Annotated in this window: 20 protein-coding genes and 1 other RNA gene; all 21 read left to right on the forward strand. The window is 32.6% G+C overall.

Going from position 1 to position 19,600, the window contains the following annotated elements:
- Positions 1-41 precede the first annotated feature (41 nt).
- The 21 genes from ACWPVO_RS03850 (at position 42) to ACWPVO_RS03950 (ending at position 19,532) form a co-directional block, all read left to right on the forward strand.
- The gene (locus ACWPVO_RS03850) at positions 42-764 is read left to right on the forward strand and encodes an NfeD family protein (protein WP_454206650.1); all 723 of its coding nucleotides are present in this window, start codon (positions 42-44) and stop codon (positions 762-764) included.
- An 8-nt stretch (positions 765-772) separates the two neighbouring features.
- Positions 773-1,765: a flotillin-like protein FloA gene (gene floA, locus ACWPVO_RS03855; RefSeq protein WP_187360299.1), complete on the forward strand. Its 993-nt coding sequence runs from the start codon at positions 773-775 to the stop codon at positions 1,763-1,765.
- Positions 1,765-2,433, forward strand: a complete 669-nt coding sequence (locus ACWPVO_RS03860; RefSeq protein ID WP_454206653.1) for a hypothetical protein — start codon at positions 1,765-1,767, stop codon at positions 2,431-2,433. Before floA ends, ACWPVO_RS03860 begins: the two co-directional genes overlap by 1 nt.
- An 82-nt stretch (positions 2,434-2,515) precedes the next feature.
- Entirely contained in the window at positions 2,516-3,529 is a 1,014-nt protein-coding gene (locus ACWPVO_RS03865) for a PhoH family protein (RefSeq protein WP_156417321.1), read from the forward strand.
- Positions 3,529-3,975: an rRNA maturation RNase YbeY gene (gene ybeY, locus ACWPVO_RS03870; protein ID WP_195444141.1), complete on the forward strand. Its 447-nt coding sequence runs from the start codon at positions 3,529-3,531 to the stop codon at positions 3,973-3,975. Before ACWPVO_RS03865 ends, ybeY begins: the two co-directional genes overlap by 1 nt.
- Before the next feature lie 4 nt (positions 3,976-3,979).
- On the forward strand, positions 3,980-4,687 hold the full coding sequence (locus ACWPVO_RS03875) for a diacylglycerol kinase (protein WP_454206656.1): 708 nt from the start codon (positions 3,980-3,982) through the stop codon (positions 4,685-4,687).
- Entirely contained in the window at positions 4,688-5,101 is a 414-nt protein-coding gene (locus ACWPVO_RS03880) for a cytidine deaminase (protein WP_454206658.1), read from the forward strand.
- Positions 5,088-5,993 carry a GTPase Era gene (gene era, locus ACWPVO_RS03885; protein ID WP_270674428.1) on the forward strand — a complete coding sequence of 302 codons (906 nt, stop codon included), beginning with the start codon at positions 5,088-5,090 and terminating at the stop codon, positions 5,991-5,993. Before ACWPVO_RS03880 ends, era begins: the two co-directional genes overlap by 14 nt.
- On the forward strand, positions 5,977-6,681 hold the full coding sequence (recO, locus tag ACWPVO_RS03890) for a DNA repair protein RecO (protein ID WP_454206660.1): 705 nt from the start codon (positions 5,977-5,979) through the stop codon (positions 6,679-6,681). Before era ends, recO begins: the two co-directional genes overlap by 17 nt.
- 10 nt (positions 6,682-6,691) lie before the next feature.
- On the forward strand, positions 6,692-7,576 hold the full coding sequence (locus ACWPVO_RS03895) for a glycine--tRNA ligase subunit alpha (protein ID WP_060800317.1): 885 nt from the start codon (positions 6,692-6,694) through the stop codon (positions 7,574-7,576).
- Positions 7,569-9,638, forward strand: coding sequence for a glycine--tRNA ligase subunit beta (glyS, locus tag ACWPVO_RS03900; protein ID WP_454206663.1), 2,070 nt, complete (start codon positions 7,569-7,571; stop codon positions 9,636-9,638). The genes ACWPVO_RS03895 and glyS overlap by 8 nt, the downstream gene beginning before the upstream one ends.
- 12 nt (positions 9,639-9,650) lie before the next feature.
- Positions 9,651-10,280: a CBS domain-containing protein gene (locus ACWPVO_RS03905; RefSeq protein ID WP_454206665.1), complete on the forward strand. Its 630-nt coding sequence runs from the start codon at positions 9,651-9,653 to the stop codon at positions 10,278-10,280.
- An 8-nt stretch (positions 10,281-10,288) separates the two neighbouring features.
- Positions 10,289-11,110, forward strand: a complete 822-nt coding sequence (locus tag ACWPVO_RS03910; protein ID WP_005957583.1) for a pyruvate, water dikinase regulatory protein — start codon at positions 10,289-10,291, stop codon at positions 11,108-11,110.
- Between the two features lie 4 nt (positions 11,111-11,114).
- On the forward strand, positions 11,115-12,128 hold the full coding sequence (locus tag ACWPVO_RS03915) for a deoxyguanosinetriphosphate triphosphohydrolase (RefSeq protein ID WP_454206667.1): 1,014 nt from the start codon (positions 11,115-11,117) through the stop codon (positions 12,126-12,128).
- Positions 12,129-13,919, forward strand: a complete 1,791-nt coding sequence (dnaG, locus tag ACWPVO_RS03920; RefSeq protein WP_454206669.1) for a DNA primase — start codon at positions 12,129-12,131, stop codon at positions 13,917-13,919.
- On the forward strand, positions 13,912-15,000 hold the full coding sequence (rpoD, locus tag ACWPVO_RS03925) for an RNA polymerase sigma factor RpoD (RefSeq protein WP_060800312.1): 1,089 nt from the start codon (positions 13,912-13,914) through the stop codon (positions 14,998-15,000). Before dnaG ends, rpoD begins: the two co-directional genes overlap by 8 nt.
- Positions 14,997-15,689: a tRNA (adenine(22)-N(1))-methyltransferase gene (locus ACWPVO_RS03930; RefSeq protein ID WP_412594241.1), complete on the forward strand. Its 693-nt coding sequence runs from the start codon at positions 14,997-14,999 to the stop codon at positions 15,687-15,689. Before rpoD ends, ACWPVO_RS03930 begins: the two co-directional genes overlap by 4 nt.
- Positions 15,673-16,449: a Nif3-like dinuclear metal center hexameric protein gene (locus ACWPVO_RS03935; protein WP_454206671.1), complete on the forward strand. Its 777-nt coding sequence runs from the start codon at positions 15,673-15,675 to the stop codon at positions 16,447-16,449. The genes ACWPVO_RS03930 and ACWPVO_RS03935 overlap by 17 nt, the downstream gene beginning before the upstream one ends.
- 25 nt (positions 16,450-16,474) lie before the next feature.
- An RNA gene (gene rnpB, locus ACWPVO_RS03940) (RNase P RNA component class A) lies at positions 16,475-16,798 on the forward strand.
- A gap of 168 nt (positions 16,799-16,966) precedes the next feature.
- On the forward strand, positions 16,967-18,097 hold the full coding sequence (locus tag ACWPVO_RS03945) for a C40 family peptidase (RefSeq protein WP_148465944.1): 1,131 nt from the start codon (positions 16,967-16,969) through the stop codon (positions 18,095-18,097).
- 238 nt (positions 18,098-18,335) lie between these two features.
- Complete coding sequence (locus tag ACWPVO_RS03950; protein ID WP_060800308.1) at positions 18,336-19,532, forward strand: dicarboxylate/amino acid:cation symporter; 1,197 nt, start codon at positions 18,336-18,338, stop codon at positions 19,530-19,532.
- Positions 19,533-19,600 lie beyond the last annotated feature (68 nt).

A 19,600-nucleotide genomic window follows, 5' to 3' on the forward strand; every position in this document is an offset into this window, starting at 1 on the left:
AATTTTGGGGTAAAATGTTAATAAGTGCAAAGGAGGTTAAATTGAAAAAACAAAAAAATTTATTTTATAGTCTTCCACTTTTAATGCTTTTAATAAACTTTGTCTATGCACAAGGTGAAGGCATAAGATCTTTAGAAAGTATATTTTCTAATGATTACATTTTTGCTATTTTACTTATTGTGGCAATTGTAACAGCAGTTTTTGAAGTTTTGACACCAGGTTTTGGTATATCTGGAATTCTTTCAATAGCCTGCTTTATTGCCTTTTTTTGGGGATCTATAAAAATGGGGAATACAAACATTTTTGAAATCTCCTTATTTGTTATAGGCTTGCTCTTATTAGGCTTTGAAATAATGATACCAGGATTTGGAGTTGCTGGGGTCAGTGGGATTATTGCAGTTTCTGCAGGCTTAGTCTTGTCAATGAGCGACATTTATTTTGCTCTGTTTTCCCTTGCCCTTGCTCTAGTTATTGCATTAATTCTTGGATATGTGCTAGTTAAAAGAGGAATTAATTCTGAAGCAATTAATAGGCTTAGACTTTTTAAAGAAAGTTCTAGCGATAAGGGCTATGTAAGTGTTAAGGCTGAAGAGGTTTCGATGGGCGATATATTAATTACAAAAACTCCCCTTAGACCAACAGGTTATGCTATATTGGGAGATAGGAAGATAGAAGTAGTTTCAAATACTGGATTTATTGGAAAAGATGAATCAGTAGTTGTTGTTAGAATTAGTGGCGCAAGAATTTACGTCGAAAAAAATTAGGAGGAATTATGTCATATTATCCAATTGGAAGTATCTTAATAATTGCAGTAATCATCATCGTGGTTTCCATGTTCTTGTCCTTCGTACCCGTTGGACTTTGGGTAACTGCATTTTTCTCTGGTGTTAAAATCAAAATATCAGAGCTTATTGGAATGAAACTTAGAAGAGTTAAGCCATCAAGAATTGTTAGACCTGCTATAAAGGCAACTAAGGCTGGACTTAATCTTGAAATATCTAGTCTTGAAGCCCACTACCTTGCAGGTGGTAATGTCAACACTCTTGTAGATGCACTTATAGCTGCACAAAGGGCAAACATACCTCTTCAATTTGAAAGGGCAGCTGCTATTGACCTTGCAGGTAGAGATGTTCTTGAAGCAGTTCAAGTTTCTGTAAATCCAAAGGTAATTGAAACACCAAATATCTCTGCTGTTGCTCAAGATGGTATTGAAGTTATAGTTAAGGCAAAGGTAACTGTTAGGGCCAACATAGAAAGACTTGTTGGTGGTGCAGGTGAACAAACTATTATTGCAAGAGTTGGAGAAGGTATTGTAACAACAGTGGGTTCATCAAAGAGTTATAAGTCAGTTCTAGAAAACCCTGATTCAATTTCAAGAGTTGTATTAGACAAGGGACTTGACTCAGGTACAGCTTACGAAATTTTATCTATTGATATAGCAGATGTTGACGTTGCAAGAAATATTGGGGCAAGATTGCAAACTGATCAAGCCGAAGCTGATAAGAGAATATCTGAAGCTAAGGCATCAGAAAGACGTGCTATGGCCCTTGCTCGTGAACAAGAAATGAAGGCTGAAGTAGAAGCCATGAGGGCAAAGGTAGTAGAAGCAGAGTCTCAAGTACCAATTGCAATGGCAGAAGCTTTAAAAAGTGGAAATCTTGGAGTCTTTGATTATTATAAAATGCAAAATATAAACTCTGATACTGATATGAGAAAGTCAATTTCAAAAATACCTGAAAAGAACCACAAAAAGGACAATAAATAATGGGATCTATTTTTAGTTTAGTAATTGCTATTATTTCTCTCATGCCGGCCATAATATTCATTGTGATTTTCAAAGTTCTCTTAACTGTTCTTAATAGAGGAAAAAAGAAAATAACAGAGGATTTTTATGAAGATGATAGAAATAATCCAAATTCTAAAAATATTCATGGTAACATGAAATCAGATTCAGAAAGTTTAATTGATGAAATCAAAAAAATAATCAAAGAAGAAAAAGAAAAAGAGAAAGAAAAAGATAAGAAGGAAACTTTAGGAAAAAGTATTAAAGAAATCTTTAAAGAAGAAAAGGATAAATCTGAAGATAAGATTAGAGAAAAAAGTGATAAAAAACTTGTCAATAAAGACCCTATTTATGCCCAAAGAGAACTTAAGAGGAAACTTATAGAAAAGAAATCTTTAGCGGATAAAGATTTAAAAAATTCAAAATCTGAAGATAAGAAGGAAGTTTTAGAAGGTTCTCTTAATCTAGAGAAAATTCCTGACAAGATTTTTGAAAGTGAATTCATAAAAGAATGCGAATCAGACAGGGTTATTTATGAAGATGAAGAGGGCGAAAACTTTATTGATAATTTCCTAAACTTTAATGAAGAAGATTTACCTAAAATTCAAATTTATAAAGAGATTTTTGATAAACCTTTAAGTCTTAGATAAATCAAGGCTTGCTTTCCATAATCTATGGAAAAGTAGGCCTTTTTGTGGTATCATTAAAGTCACGTTTAAGGGGGTATATTTTTTGACAAAAATGGAAAAATCCATTGAAATTAATGATATAAATTTGATGTCAATTTTATTTGGAAAGCTAGATGAAAATATTGCTCTTATAGAAAAAGAACTAGGGCTTATTATTAAATCCAAGGCAGACAAGATTTTTATAAGCGGAGAAGAAGACGCAGTTGAAGACGGGGCAGTTCTTTTAACAAACTTAGTTGAAACTGCTAGACAACAAAATTCTTTAAGTCTATCAGATGTAAGATACGCGATTTCACTTATTAAAAATAATGAAAAGAGGCCAGTGGCAGAGCTCTTAAAGGATACCTTGGTTTATACATCCATGGGTAAGCCCATTCGAGCTAAGACTCTTGGTCAAAAGAGATATATCGACAACATAAACAATAATGACATTGTTTTTGGGATTGGACCAGCAGGTACTGGTAAAACATATCTTGCTATGGCAGCAGCAGTTCGTGCCTTTAAAGCAAAAGAAGTTAACAGAATTATTTTGACAAGACCTGCAGTAGAGGCAGGAGAAAACTTGGGTTTCCTTCCTGGAGATTTACAAAATAAAGTAGATCCTTATTTAAGACCCCTTTACGATGCATTGTTTGAAATACTTGGACATGACACATATAACAATTTATTTGAAAAGGGACTTATTGAGGTTGCACCACTTGCTTATATGAGGGGTAGAACTCTTGACTCAGCCTTTGTTATCTTAGATGAGGCACAAAACACCACTAATGAACAAATGAAGATGTTTTTGACAAGACTTGGATATGGTTCTAAGGCTATTGTCACTGGTGATGTTACACAAATAGACCTACCAAGAGGTAAGCAATCTGGTCTAAAGACAGTGTTGAAGATTCTTGATGGAGTAAAGGGAATTGGAATAACTTATCTAAATAAAAATGATATTGTTCGTCACGCCCTTGTTCAAAGAATAATTGATGCATACGAAAAATATGAAAAGACAAATGATAAGGCCAAAAAAGTAATTGAGGCCAAGAAGTCAAAGAACTGGAGTAAATAATGGAAGTTTACTACGATGACAGGCAAGATGATATAGAAATAACTGATGAAATAAAATCATTAGTTGAAAAATCAATTGCTTCTGTTTTAAAAGTTGAAGGTCTTGATGATGAAGTTGAAGTATCTGTTTCCTTTGTTGGAGATGAAGAAATAAAGAACTTAAATAGGGACTATAGGGGAGTAGATAAGTCCACTGATGTTTTATCTTTTCCCATGGATGATGAATTTATTATAGACAAGAGGATTCTTGGAGATGTTATAATAAATACAAGAAGAGTAATGGAACAAGCAGAAGAGCTTGGTCATTCTCATGAGAGGGAACTTTCTTATTTAACAGTACACAGCATTCTCCATCTCTTAGGATACGATCACATGGAAGATGAAGACAAGAGAGAAATGAGAGAAAGAGAAAAGTTATCCATGAAGGAACTTGAAATTTATAGGTGATTTTATGAAAAAAGGACGCTTTATTTCATCATTTAATTACGCAGTCCAGGGTATTATTTCTGTTTTGAAAACAGAGAGAAACATGAAGTTTCATTATCTTGCTGCTCTTGGAATTATAATCTTGTCACTTTTCTTCGATATATCATCTACAGAATTTCTCTTAATGTTATTTGCCATTACGCTGGTTGTATTTGCAGAAATGATTAACACTGCAATAGAAAGGACTGTTGATTTAGTAGTACAGGAATACAACCCTATTGCAAAGTATATAAAGGACGTATCAGCGGGAGCAGTTTTAATTACAGCATTAAATGCAGTTGTCGTTGCTTACTTAGTATTTTATGACAAGTTTGCTTCTTTTGGGGATTTGCTTCTATTTAAAATAAAGAATATGCCAAATCACTTGGCCTTTGTATCCTTGCTTATCATTATTATAGCAACAGTTGGTGCCAAGCTTTTGATGGCTAAGAGAAGTGGAGGTACATATTTCCAAGGAGGCGGCCTAAGTGGTCACTCGGCAATTTCTTTTTGTGCTGCCACAATTATAACTATGATAGCAGAAAATTCTCTTGTGACACTTTGCTCCTTTGGGCTGGCTTTTCTCGTTGCAGAAAGTAGGGTAGAAGGTAAAATTCACAAGGTTTCCGAAGTTATAGTTGGAGCAATCCTTGGGATTTGTGTAGCAATATTTGTTTTTAAGGTAGTTGGTTAAATGGAATATAAAAAATTAATTGAACTTGCTATTGATGCAAGAGATAATATGACATATACGCCTTACTCACACTTTAACGTGGGTTGTGCAGTTGAGATGGAAGATGGGTCAGTTTATACTGGTGGAAATATTGAAATAGCTTCTTACTCTCCAACTAACTGCGCAGAGAGGACCGCAATATTTAAAGCAGTATCTGAAGGTAAGAGAGAGATTAAAAAGATAGTTGTAGTTGGGGATAGTGATTACACTTTCCCTTGTGGAGTATGTAGACAAGTTATTCGTGAATTTTCAAAAAATCCTGAAATAATAATAGCGAACTCTACTGAAGACTATAAAATATTTGGGATGGAGGAAATTTTACCTCATTCCTTTGGTCCAGAAGACCTGGATGGAGATGAAAATGACAGAAAATAATTTTAAATCGGGATATGTATCAGTTATAGGGAGGCCCAATGTTGGTAAGTCTACCTTACTAAATGCAATAATTGGAGAGAAAATTTCAGCTATTTCTTCAAAGCCTCAAACAACAAGACAAAATATTACCTTTATCCATACAGATGAAGATGCTCAAATAATATTTTTAGATACACCTGGAATACAAAAACCAAAAAATAAGTTGGGAGAATTCATGCTAACTGAATCTAAAGAGGGCATAGAAGATTCAGATGTTATTACCTATATAGTGGATACTTCAAAAAAAATTGGTAGGGCTGAAAGATCAATTATAGATATCTTAAAAGAATATAAAGGTAAACTACCTATTATACTTTTAATAAATAAGGTTGATACAATAAGAAAAGATGAACTCTTAGAAATTATTTCAATGTATGCAGAAGAAGAGATTTTTGATGATATAATCCCTATATCTGCGATGAAAAATGATGGTGTAGATATTTATCTAGAAATACTTAAAAAGTTTTTGAAGCCAGGACCAATGTACTATCCAGAAGATATGATTACTGACAAAAATGAGAGATTTATTGTTGCAGAAATCATAAGAGAAAAGGGACTTATGTATTTAAATGAAGAAGTTCCACATGGCCTTGCCATCTCAATTGAAAAATTCAAAAAAAGAGCAGACAAAAATATGTATGATATTGATGCAAATATCTACGTTGAAAGAGATACTCACAAGGGAATTCTTATTGGGAAAAATGGTTCCATGCTAAAGAGAATTGGGACTGAAGCAAGAGAAGAAGCCGAAAGACTTCTAGATGCCAAGGTAAATCTTCAAATTTGGGTTAAGGTTGAGAAAAACTGGAGAGATAGAGACAATTTGGTAAAAAGATTTGGTTACGACAAATAATTACACTCTAGGCATAGTCCTAAATGAAATGGGATTTGGTGAATCATCTAAAATAATTAGGGTTTTTACCAAGGAATATGGGAAGATTTCCATTATGGTAAAGGGAGCAATGAGTCCTAAATCTAGAAATTTAAGTGTTTCACAAGTTTTTGGTCTAAATGAATATCTTCTAAAAAAGGGGCAAAGTTTTTTCTATATAAGTGATTCAAAAATTTTAGAATCGAACTTTAAAATTAGAGAAAATTACGATAACTTAGTTTACGCATCCTTATTACTAGAGATTATAGACAAATCATCTATAAGTGGTGAGGCTAACAAAAAAGCCTTTGATCTTTTGAGAAAAACCTTAAATTTTTTTAATTTTACTAAAGACCCTATAGGTCTTGCTCTTGCCTTTGAATTAAAATATCTTAGTTTTATAGGTTACAGACCAAAACTTAATATTAAAGAAAAATCTTATTTCTCTATTAGAGAAGGCATAATCGATTTTCAAGATCCTTATTCTTTTTCATTGACAAGGAGAGATTTACTTTTCTTAAATGCAATTCTTTATGGAAAGCTTGAAGAATTAGAAAATATAGAAGATATTGAAAAAAGCAGAAAAAAATATCTGCATAATATTATAATAAAATATATAAAATACAATTTAGATATAAGCAGTTTTAAGTCTGACAAGCTGTTTAATTAAGGAGGAAAAAATGTATTTCCAAGATTTAATAATGACATTGGAAAATTATTGGAAGGAAAAGGGAGCAATAATTATGCAACCTTACGACATTGAAAAAGGTGCGGGAACTATGAATCCTAATACATTCTTAAGGTCTCTTGGACCAGAAGAATGGAAGGTAGTTTACGTTGAACCTTCAAGGAGACCTGCAGATGGTAGATATGGTGAAAATCCAAATAGACTTTATCAACATCACCAATTGCAAGTTATTTTAAAACCATCTCCAGAAGATGTCCAACAACTTTATCTTGATTCTCTTTTTGCAATTGGAATCGACCCAAAAAAACACGATATTAGATTTGTTGAAGACAACTGGGAGTCTCCTACACTTGGTGCATGGGGTCTTGGTTGGGAAGTTTGGCTTGATGGAATGGAAGTAACACAATTTACTTATTTCCAACAAGTAGGTGGAGTAAACCTTGACCTTGAAAGTGCAGAGCTTACTTATGGACTTGAAAGAATTGCTATGTATCTTCAAAATGTTGAGTCAGTTTATGATATTAAGTACAATGAAAACATAACATACGGAGAAGTATTTAAGAAAAATGAATATGAGCACTCAAAGTATGCCTTTGAAACAGCTGATATTGATATGCTAAGAAAACTTTTTGATATGTATGAAGCTGAAGCTCAAAGAACTATTGAAGAAGATATTGTTATAGATGCCTATGACTACACTCTTAAGTGTTCTCATGCCTTTAACTTACTAGATGCTAGAGGAGCTCTTTCTGTTTCTGAAAGAACAAGTTACATTCAAAGAGTAAGGAATCTTGCCAGAATTGTAGCAAAAACTCATTTAAAACACAGAGAAGAAATGAATTATCCCCTTATAAATAGAGGTGAAATAGATGAATAATTATTTACTTGAAATTGGAGTTGAAGAGTTACCATCAAGATTTGTCAACATGGCAATAGAACAACTCAGAGAAAAATCACAAAAATTATTAGTAGAAAATGAACTTGGATTTAAAGATGTTAAAGTTTATGCAACTCCAAGAAGACTTAGTCTTATTATCGAAGGACTAGATGAAAAACAAAAAGATATAACTAAGGAAGTAAAAGGTCCTGCCCTTAAGATTGCCTATGATGATGAAAAAAATCCTACAAAACCTCTATTAGGCTTTATGAATTCTCAAAAAATCACAGAAGAAGATATTGTCATTAAAGAAGTAAAGGGTACTGACTATGTGTTTGCTCACATTTCTTCAATAGGAAGAGACTCTGCAGAAATTATAAAGGAAATAATCCCTGGTCTTATTAAAGACATTAATTTCCCAAAAAACATGCGTTGGGGTGGAAAAAACATCAGATTTGCCAGACCAATTAGATGGGTTGTTTCACTTTTAAATGACAAAGTTGTTGAATTTGATTTTGAAGGAATTCAAGTTAGTAACATAACAAAGGGCCACAGATTTTTAGGTTCATCTGAAATAAAAATTGATAAGGTAGAAAATTATGAAAAATTACTAGAAGATAACTATGTAATTTTAGACCAAAATAAGAGACGTGAAATTATTAAATACGAATCCACAAAGATTGCTAAATCATTAGGTGGCGAAATTCACGAAAATGAAGATCTTTTAGAAGAACTTACTTACATCGTTGAGTATCCTACTCCAATAAAGGGCTCAATTAAAGAAAAATACCTAAGTCTTCCAAAGGAAGTTGTAACAACAACTATGATTGACCACTTGAGATTTACTCCAATCTACTCTCAAGATGGGGGACTTTTACCATACTTTATTACTGTAAGAAATGGTACAAGAGATTACGAAGATATAGTTATTGCAGGAAATGAAAAAGTTCTTGGTGCAAGACTAGAAGATGCTAAATTTTTCTACGATGATGATATTTCAAAACCACTTGAAGACTATGTTGAAAACTTAAATGGAGTTCTTTTCCATGATAAGCTTGGAACAATGCTTGATAAAGAAAAGAGAGATGGTGTAGTTGCAAATAAAATTGCAGAGTCTCTTTCCTTTGCAGATGAAGCTATTGATGCAATAAAAAGAGTAGCCCATCTTTCAAAAGCAGACTTAACTACAAAAATGGTAATTGAATTTACAGAACTTCAAGGTGTAATTGGTGAAATTTACGCTCTAAAATCTGGAGAAAAGGAAATTGTTGCAACTGCAATTAGAGAACAATATCTTCCAAAGTTTGCAGGAGATAAACTTCCAGAATCAAGTGTAGGTTCAATATTCTCTCTTGCTGATAAAATTGACACTATAGCTGGGCTTTTTGCAATTGGAGAAATTCCTACTGGATCAACAGATCCCTTTGCACTTAGAAGATCTGCAATTGGTGTAATCAACATTATTAGAAATAATTCTTGGAAATTTAATTTAGACGAAGCGGTAGAAGCAAGTTTATACGAATATATTAATGATCTTGGTCTAACATTTAACCACGAGGAAGTTATTGCCAATGTAAGAGATTTCTTCTTAGGAAGAATTAAGACAATGCTTCAAGATGAAGGAATAAGATATGATATTATTGATTCTGTTTTAATTCCTGAAAGTGAAATTCACAATATCTTTGATAAAGCTAAAGAATTAAATGAATGGTTTAAGGAAGATAGAAGCAAATTTGTTGATGCCTATAATAGAATTAATAACTTGACTAAGAATGTTGATTTACTTGAAGTAAAGGAAGACTTACTAGTTGAAGAAGCAGAAAAAGATTTATATATGAAATATTTAGAAATTGATGGAAGCTTTAAGGAAGCCCTAGCAGAAGAAAAATATATGGAAGCTATGGACTTGTTAAATGACCTTGTACCATCAATTGATAAATTCTTTGACAATGTTATGGTAATGGCTGAAGACGATAAGATAAGAGAAAATAGACTTGGACTAATCAATAGGATAGAGGAAAATATTCAAAAAATATTAAAAATCGAAAATATTGTAGAATAGGTCGGTGAGTAGATGAAATTCAGCGATAGGCAGACTGAAATAATTGAAATTGTAAAAGAAAAGGGACCTATTACTGGCGATGACATTGCAGAAATTCTTGGGCTATCAAGGGCTACAATAAGGTCAGACCTTTCAGTTCTCACTATGATTAATATTTTGGGAGCAAGACCAAAATTTGGATATTTCTACACAGGTAAATCCATTTTTTCTCAATTATCCCAAGATCTTAAAAGTTTAAGGTTAAAAGACTATATGTCCCTTCCTTTTTCTTGTGACCAAAAGACTTCTGTATATGATGTAGTCGTGGATCTTTTTATGGAAGATTTATCATCTATGTTTATAACAGAAGATGGTTATCTTGCAGGAATTGTATCTAGAAAAGATTTAATTAGATTTATGATAGGGGATGCGGATATAAAAAAGACTCCTGTCAGTGTAATTATGACAAGAATGCCCAATGTTTTTTATGTAAACATTGAAGATAGTATCTATAAGGCTGCCAATTTAATTGTGACAAAGGGTATTGACTCCCTTCCTGTTGTTAAAGTAAAAAATGAAAAGGATCTAGAAGTTGTAGGCAGATTTACAAAAACCAATGTTACAAGGCTTTTTGTAGATGTATGTGACCAAGAGATTGTATAGGAGGAGAAATGAATAAAGACGATAATCAACTCACTATTTTTGTAATTTCTGATTCTATTGGAGAAACTGGAGAATTAATTGCAAAATCATCTGCAAGACAATTTGAAAAAGAAAATTATGAAATTATTAGATATCCTTATCACAATAGTATTGAGCAAATAAAGCCAGTTCTTGAAAAGGCATCTGAAATAAAAAATAGTCTTATAGTCTATACGAATGTTGTTAAAGAAACTAGAGATTTTATTGAAGAAAAAACTCACGAGTTAAAGCTTCATACAGTTGATGTTATGGGTGAACCACTTCTTCAAATACAAGATATCCTTGGTTATGAACCACTTAGAGAACCTGGTCTCATAAGAAGACTTGATGAAAATTATTTCAAGAAAGTTGAATGTGTTGAGTTTGCAGTTAAGTACGACGATGGCAAGGATCCTCGTGGTGCAAAAAAAGCAGACATATGTTTAGTTGGAATTTCTAGAACATCGAAGACACCTTTATCAATGTATCTTGCAAATAAATTATACAAAGTTGCCAATATTCCTCTAGTACCAGAAGTTCCTGTTCCTAGGGAAGTATATGAAAAAGATGTAGACAAGATTATAGGGCTTACAGCAAATCCAGAAAAGATTATTTCTGTAAGAGAACAAAGATTGAAATCTCTTGGACTTACTTCTGGAGCAAAGTATGCAAATTACGATAGGATAAGAGAAGAGTTAAATTATTCAAAACAAGTTATGGAAGAACTTGGCTGTTTTGTTATTGACGTATCTGATAAAGCAATAGAAGAAACGGCAGAAATTATTATTAACCACATGGAATCCAGGAAGTGATTAGATGAAGCTTCGAGTTGAGAGAGAAAAACTTGAACATAAAATGTTTTTTGAATATGCCACTTTTGCAGATTCAAGCTTGGGGAGAAAAAAAGAAGAAGAAAAATGTAATCTTAGGACTGATTTTCAAAGAGACAGGGATAGGATAATCCACTCAAAGAGTTTTAGAAGACTAAAACATAAGACTCAGGTCTTTATTTCTCCTGAAGGAGATCATTTTAGGACGAGACTCACTCACACTCTAGAAGTTAGTCAAATAGGCAGGACGATAGCAAGAGCTCTAAGGCTAAATGAAGACCTAGTAGAAGCCATTGCGCTTGGCCATGATCTAGGGCATACTCCCTTTGGTCACTCTGGTGAGGCAGTTTTAAATGAATTAAAATCTACTGGTTTTATTCATGGAGAACAGTCCTTAAAAGTTGTAGATTTTTTGGAAAGATCTGATAAAAGAATTGGATTGAATTTAACAGAGGAAGTTCGTGATGGAATTCTAAATCACTCAGGTAGTGGGAAGGCAAAAACTCTTGAGGGTAAAATTATAAAATTTGCTGATAGGATTGCCTATATAAATCATGATATTGACGATGCTATAAGGGCAGGTATTATTTCTGAAGCTTCATTACCTAAGGAATTGACAAATGTTCTTGGCAATACCTCTTCACAAAGAATAAATAAAATGATTAATGCCCTAGTGGAAAACTCTTATGGAAAACCAATTGTTGAAATGGAAGAGGAAGTTTATCAAGCCACAATGGAGCTTAGACAATATATGTTTAAGAACGTTTATATGGACCCTGTGGTTAAAAGTGAAGAGATAAAAATTAAGAGGCTACTAACAGAGCTTTATAATTTTTATATGGAGGACTTAAGTAGAATTCCAGAAAATCACCTAAGTCTTTATGATGATAGAAATCACAGTGACGAAGATATTGTGTCAGATTATATTGCAGGTATGACTGATACTTATGCTAAAAAACAGCTAAAAAATATTTTTATACCGAAGGGATGGAGCATTTAATTGTATGTAATAAATGACAATGTTCTTGATGAGATTAGAGATAGGGCAGATATTGTTGATTTAATTGGAGAATATGTGGACCTCAAAAGGTCTGGATCCAATTATATGGGACTCTGCCCTTTTCATTCTGAGAAAACTCCTTCTTTTTCTGTTTCACCATCCAAATCAATTTTTAAATGTTTTGGATGTGGAGTAGGTGGAGATGTAATTACCTTTGTAATGAAAAGAGAAAATCTTAGCTTTCCAGAGGCTGTAGAATTTCTAGCAGATAAGTACAATGTTAGGCTAGAAGTTTATAAGGATGAAAATAAAGAAGCTCGCGAAAAAAGAAATAGATTGTATGAAATTAATAGGGAAGCCGGTCTTCATTTTTTAAAAAATTATGAAGCATCACAAAAAACGCAATTATATTTAAAAAATAGGATGCTAAGTGATAAGACTATAAGGTCATATGGAATTGGTTACTCAAAGGATTCATGGACAGATCTCTACGATCACTTGACAAAAATGGGTTACAGGGAAGATGAGCTTCTAGAACTCAATCTAATTTCAAAGAGTAAAAATGGTAATTATATAGATAGATTTCGCGACAGGGTTATGTTTCCAATTATAAATAGGAATAATAGAATAATAGGCTTTGGAGCAAGAGCTTTTGGAGATGCGAAACCAAAGTACTTAAACTCAAGAGAAACTCCAATATTTCATAAGGGAAGTAATGTTTTTAATATAAATATCATCTCAAGAGAATCCACTCGAGAAAGAATAATCTTGGTAGAAGGATATATGGATGTTATTTCTCTCTACAATAGTGGTATAAATTATAGTGTAGCAAGCCTTGGTACGTCACTTACTATAGACCAGGCTAATATTATAAAGAAAATGGCAAGGGATATTTACATTTGCTATGATAGCGATAGTGCAGGTATCAATGCGACTTCAAGAGCCATAGATATATTTTTACAAGCTTCTGTAAAACCAAAAATAATAGAACTCGAGGGAGGTCTTGACCCTGATGATTTTATTAAAAAGTATGGAGTAGAAGGCTTTGAGAATAAAATCAAATCTGCCATATCTTATATTGAATTTAAAATAAAAAAGCTTAAAGAGAATTTTAATTTAGAAGATAGTGAAGGTCTTAGCAATTTTACCATTGAATCGGCTAAAATTCTTTCAAGTATTAAGAATCCTATTGAAAGAGATATTTTTGTAAAAGACTTTTCGAGAAAATACAATATTTCCTATACAGCAATTGAAAATTATATTAATTATTTAAATAGAAATAAACTAAAGGAAACGAAAAGAGAAAAATTTAAGGTAAAGAAAAATACAAATGTTGTGAAATCTAACAAGGCTAGAGCACAAGAGGAATTATTATCTTATTCTTTACTGGACAATGATATTTACAAGTATATAAAAAATAAAATTGAGGTTTTTTATTTTACTAATGCAATGACAAGGGCAGTATTTGAAGAGATACCTAGGCTTTATGAAGAGGAGATGGAAGTAAGGGACTTTCTATCACTTCTAGAGTCCAACAGACTAATAGATAAAGAATTCGTGGGAAACATACTTAGTATTATTAATGACATTCATGTTAACGATAAGATAGTTGATGAATTAATAAACACTATAGAGGGAAATTATCTCCGAGATCGAAAAAACAAAATCCTCGAAAATATCGAAAAACTTCAAGGTGAAGAGAATAAAAATCTTCTTCTCGAGGCTTTAAAAGAATTACAAGAAATTAATTTAAAGCTAAACGAGTTGAAAGAGGAGGGCAATTATGAGTGAAAATTTAAAGAATAAGGAATCAATTGAGGAAATAAAGGACCAGCTTTTAAAGGATGGAAAAAAAGATGGTAAACTCACATATGAAGAAATAGGTGATGCCTTCGAAAAATATGAAATTGATTCTGATGATATAGATGAATTATACAAGGTCTTTGAAAAAGAAGGAATAAACTTAGTCGATAAAAAAGACTCAAAAGATGATGACGATGAAGTAGATGTTACTAAAGAGGATTTGTCAGTCCCTAAGGGTGTTACAGTAGACGACCCTGTAAGGATGTATCTTAAAGAGATTGGGAAAATTTCTCTTTTAACTGCTGAAGAAGAAGTTGAAATAGCAAAAAGAATGGAAGAAGGCGACGAACTGGCTAAGAAAGAGCTTGCTGAAGCCAATTTAAGACTTGTAGTATCTATTGCTAAGAGATATGTGGGTAGAGGCATGAGCTTCTTGGACCTAATTCAAGAAGGAAACCTAGGACTTATGAAGGCAGTAGATAAATTTGATTACACAAAGGGTTTTAAGTTTTCAACTTACGCTACTTGGTGGATAAGACAAGCTATTACAAGAGCTATAGCTGACCAAGCAAGGACTATTAGGATTCCAGTTCACATGGTAGAAACTATAAATAAACTTGTGCGAGTTCAAAGACAATTAGTACAAGACCTTGGACGTGATCCTCTTCCTGAAGAAATTGCAGCAGAAATGAATTTAGATGTTGAAAGAGTTCGTGAAATTCAAAAGATTGCTCAAGAACCAGTTTCACTTGAAACTCCAATCGGTGAAGAAGAAGATTCTCATTTGGGAGACTTTATACCAGATGATGAAATTCTTTCACCACAAGATGCTGCTACCTTTACACTTTTAAAGGAACAACTTAACACAGTTCTTGAAACTTTAACTGAGAGAGAAAAGAAGGTTCTAACACTTAGATTTGGACTTGATGATGGTAGGGCAAGAACACTTGAAGAAGTTGGTAAGGAATTCGACGTTACTCGTGAAAGAATTAGACAGATTGAGGCCAAGGCTCTTAGAAAGCTTCGTCATCCATCTAGGTCAAAGAAATTAAAGGATTATTTAGAATGATAAAATTATCAAAGAGGCTTAATAAAATTGCAGAACTTGTTGATTTTGGAGCTTCGGTAATTGATGTGGGCACAGACCATGGATATGTGCCCAATTTTTTATGCGAAAATAAAATCTCAAGTGACATTATTGCAACAGATATCTCAAAAAATTCTCTAGAAAAATCTATAGAGCTCACAAGAGAATTAGGGAACGAGAATGAAATTAGAAATATTTTAGCAAATGGAATTGTAAATGAAGATAGGGATAATATAATTATTGCAGGTCTTGGAGGAATTCAAATTGCAGAAATAATTGCTAATTCAATTAACATTGCAAAGTCTTCAAGAAAACTAATTTTGCAACCCATGCAAAAGACTAATATCTTGCGTCGTGAATTAAATAATATGGGTTTTGAAATTTTTGATGAGGAAATTATCTATGAAGATGATCGATACTTTGAAATAATTCTTGCTAAATTTTCAAATTACAAAAATAAGAGCTTAGAAGAAGAGGACTTTTATTTTTCAAAAAAATTAATTGAGAAAAAAGATGAGACTTATCTTGAATATCTAAAAGAGAAAAAAGAATATTTAACTACTATCATAAGAAGCTTTGATACAGATAGTCCAAGGTCAAAAAAGAGAAGTCAAGAATTGAATAGTTTACTAGATAAAGTGGAGGAGGCAATAAATGAAATATCCAATTGAAGAAATTAAAAGTTTTATGGAAGCTTGGGCAAAAAACGAATACCAACTTTCTTGGGATAACTCCGGTAGTCAAGTAGAATTTAAAGAAAACACTGACTCTGTAGTCCTTGCCATGGATGTAACTGATAAAGTTATATATAAGGCTTTAGAGATGGATGCAAAACTAATTATAAGCCACCACCCAATGTTTTTTTCTGGCTCAAAAAATATAATTGAAGGAACCTATCTTGGCGACAACATAATAAAACTTATAAAGAATAATATTTCCGTTTTTTCTTATCATACGTCAATGGACGTAGCAGAGGATGGAGTCAATGACACCCTATTCGAAAAATTAGATTTAAAGAATAAGTCTATATTAACCTATGAAGAAGAAAAGCCCATGGGACTTATTGGAGAATTTGAGAGAGAATTGACTCTTACAGATTTAGACAAGTTCTTAAGAGAGAAACTTCAAGTTGCTAAAATTAAATATTATGGAAGAGAAGATAGAAATATTAAAAAAGTTGCGATACTTGGAGGAAGTGGATCAGACTTTATTAGCCAAGCTAAAGAGGCAGGAGTAGATGCTTATATAACTTCTGATATAAAGTATCATGACGGACAAAGAGCCTATGAAGATGATTTAATCTTAGTTGATGTGGGACATTTTTATTCAGAGAGAATAATTCTTCCAAAGATTAAGAAGAAGCTTCAAGAAAATTTTAAGGACTTAGATTTTTATATTCAAGAGTCATCAAGCTTTGAGCTTGATATTTAAGCTTCTAAGTGGTAAGATTATCTAGTAAGTAAATTGGTCAACTGCACATATGTGAGGAAAGTCCGCGCTCCACAGAGCAGGGATGCTGGCTAACGGCCAGTGGGGGTGACCCCAAGGCTAGTGCAACAGAAATATACCGCCCTAGGGTAAGGTTGGAAAGGCGAGGTAAGAGCTCACCAGGTCATTAGTGATAATGATGCTATGTAAACCCCATTCGGAGCAAAACCAAATAGGAATAACAGATGTTGCTCGCATCTGCCGGTAGGTAGGTTGCTAGAAATTATAGGTAACTATAATTCAAGATTGATAGTTGACAAAACAGAACGCGGCTTATAGATTTGCTTACTACATACAAATAAATATTAATTCAAACAAAAGTTACAAAAAAGTTAAAATTATTTTAACAATTTTGTAACTTTTTGTTGTTTTTTTGTAATTACTTTGCTATACTTAAAAAGTAACCAAGATAGTACGAATATAATTATTATTAAAATACAGAGTATAGGAGTTGTTAGTATTGGTTTCCTTTAAAAATAAATTGCCACTAGGTCTATTTGCACTTTGTGCAGTTTCAATAGTGGGCATGAAAGATACAGGAGTATTTATTAACGAACATGTACAAAAGACATACAGTGGCAATGAAATAGACTTTTCTATTGGAGAAAAGGTCGAAGTTCTTGAAAGAAAGGGTAATGACTACTTTGTTCAAAAGGGCAAGGCTAAGGTTACTATTCCACAAGATAAATTATTACTTACAGAAGTTAATGTTCCAACATACAAGGTTGTAAAGGCTAGCCCAATTTTAGATGATAATGGTAAAATCATCAGAAGCTTATTCATAGATGAATATGCAATTGGAGTTTCAGCTGATAACGACAAAGTTAAGATTAAATGTAACGACGGAACTGTTGGTAATGTTGATGTAAAAGCACTTAAAAAGATTGCTGATAAAAGAAATAATGTAACTAATGTTGAAGTTAAAAACAAAACAGTAGCTACTAATGAAAATGGAAAAAAATTAAACTTAAATAAGAGACAAGTTGTAAATGTTGTTGACTTTGTAGAAGGCTTCTTCGTTATTGAAGACAATGGATCTAACTACAATGTACCAGCTAAGGATCTTAACATCGCTTCTGGCATTAAGGTAGAAAAAGTTGAAGATAACAAAGACGCAGCAATTGTATCTAATGACGAAAAAGAAATTCAAGAAGCTATAAAGAATAAAGACGCTATAAAAGTTAACTTTGAAACAAAGAAAGTTGCAGGACCAAATGCCTCAATAGCTGCAAAGGTAATTTCTTCTGCAGAGAATAAACTTGGATCTACATATGTATATGGAGATACTGGTAAAGCTGGATTTGACTGTTCAGGTCTTGTTTATTCAATCTATAATGACGAACTTGGCATTTCAATTCCAAGATCTTCTAGAACACAATCAACTTTTGGAAAACAAGTAGCTAAGTCTGACTTACAAGAAGGAGATTTAGTATTCTTTAATACAACAGGTAGTGGCGTTAGTCATGTTGGTATTTATGTTGGAGATGGAAAATTCATCCACGCTTCATCAGGACAAGGAAAGGTTATGACTTCTTCTTTATCTGAAGGATACTACCAAGACAGATATGTAAACGCAACACGTGTATTATAATTAAATTTTAAATTAAGAGCCTAAGGGCTCTTTTTTTTATAAATTTTTATAGAATATATTTTAATGATTTGAATTATCTAAAAACTTTTAATTAGTTAATTTTAAAAATTATTATTCAAGCTTAAAAATATTTATTTTTCCATGAATTAAAAAAGTAAAATTTTACTACTTTTATTGGAATTCAGTGGTAAAATTATAAGAGTAATAATTTTAAAAATAAATTTTATAAGGAGGAGAAATGAAAAAAAATAATTTTTTTAATTCTTTAGTTTTTAAACTAATATTAGGAATTATTATAGGAATTTTTGTTGGTAGAATTTCCAACGAAGGCGCGATTGTTGCAATTGATTCAGTTAAAAGAATTATAGGTGATTTAATAGGTTACATAGTACCCCTAATAATTTTGGGATTTATTACTCCGGCCATAGTATCCCTAAAAGAAAGTGCTGGTAAGATCTTAAGCGTTACGCTTGTAATTTGTTACTTGTCTACAGTTGGAGCAGCTACAATGTCCTTTTTGGCAGGAAAAGCAATTATACCAAAGCTTAATATAGCTTCAAATGTGGGTGGAGGTAACGCAATACCAGAATCCATATTTAAACTATCTATTGACCCTATTATGCCAGTAATGACAGCTCTTGTTACATCAATTTTATTTGGTATAGCGGTAATTGTTACAAACTCTGAAACATGGGAAAAGATGCTTATTGAATTAAATAAGATTGTCTTATCAATAGTAAACAATGTTGTTATAAAAATTCTTCCAGTTTATATTGCTACTACTTTTGCAGTTTTATCTTATGAAGGTGTAATTATTTCTGAATTACCAGTCTTCCTAAAGATTATATTAATTGTAATTGTGGGACACTTTATTTGGATGACTGTAATGTATTCTCTTGCAGGTTTAATTTCTAAAACTAATCCTAAAGAAGTATTCAAACACTATCTACCAGCCTACTTGACAGCTGTAGGAACTATGTCTTCTGCCGCAACACTTCCAGTTGCAATTGAATGTGCAAGAAAGTCTTCTACACTTGATCCAAAGATAAGGGACTTTGGGATTCCACTATGTTCCAATACTCATCTTTGTGGTTCTGTGCTGACAGAAGTATTCTTCGTAATGACAGTTTCACAAATTTTAACTGGTCAGCTTCCAGAGACTGCCAACATGATTGTTTTTATACTTTTGTTAGGAATCTTTGCCATAGCAGCTCCAGGAGTGCCTGGAGGAACAGTTGTAGCATCTCTAGGGCTAATTACATCAGTCTTAGGATTTAACGACACAGGAACAGCTCTTATGCTTTCAATTTTTGCATTGCAAGACAGTTTTGGTACTGCTTGCAACGTAACAACAGATGGGGCAGTTGTATTAATGGTAACAGGTATTTTTGATAAGGTGCCTGGAAGAAATAAAGAAAGTATTGCAAATAAATAAATTTTATAAGATTAAAAAATCGAGGCTTAATTAAGCCTCGATTTTTACGCGGATAAAATGATTAATTA

This window comes from Peptoniphilus sp. Marseille-Q6390 (genome assembly GCF_965119475.1).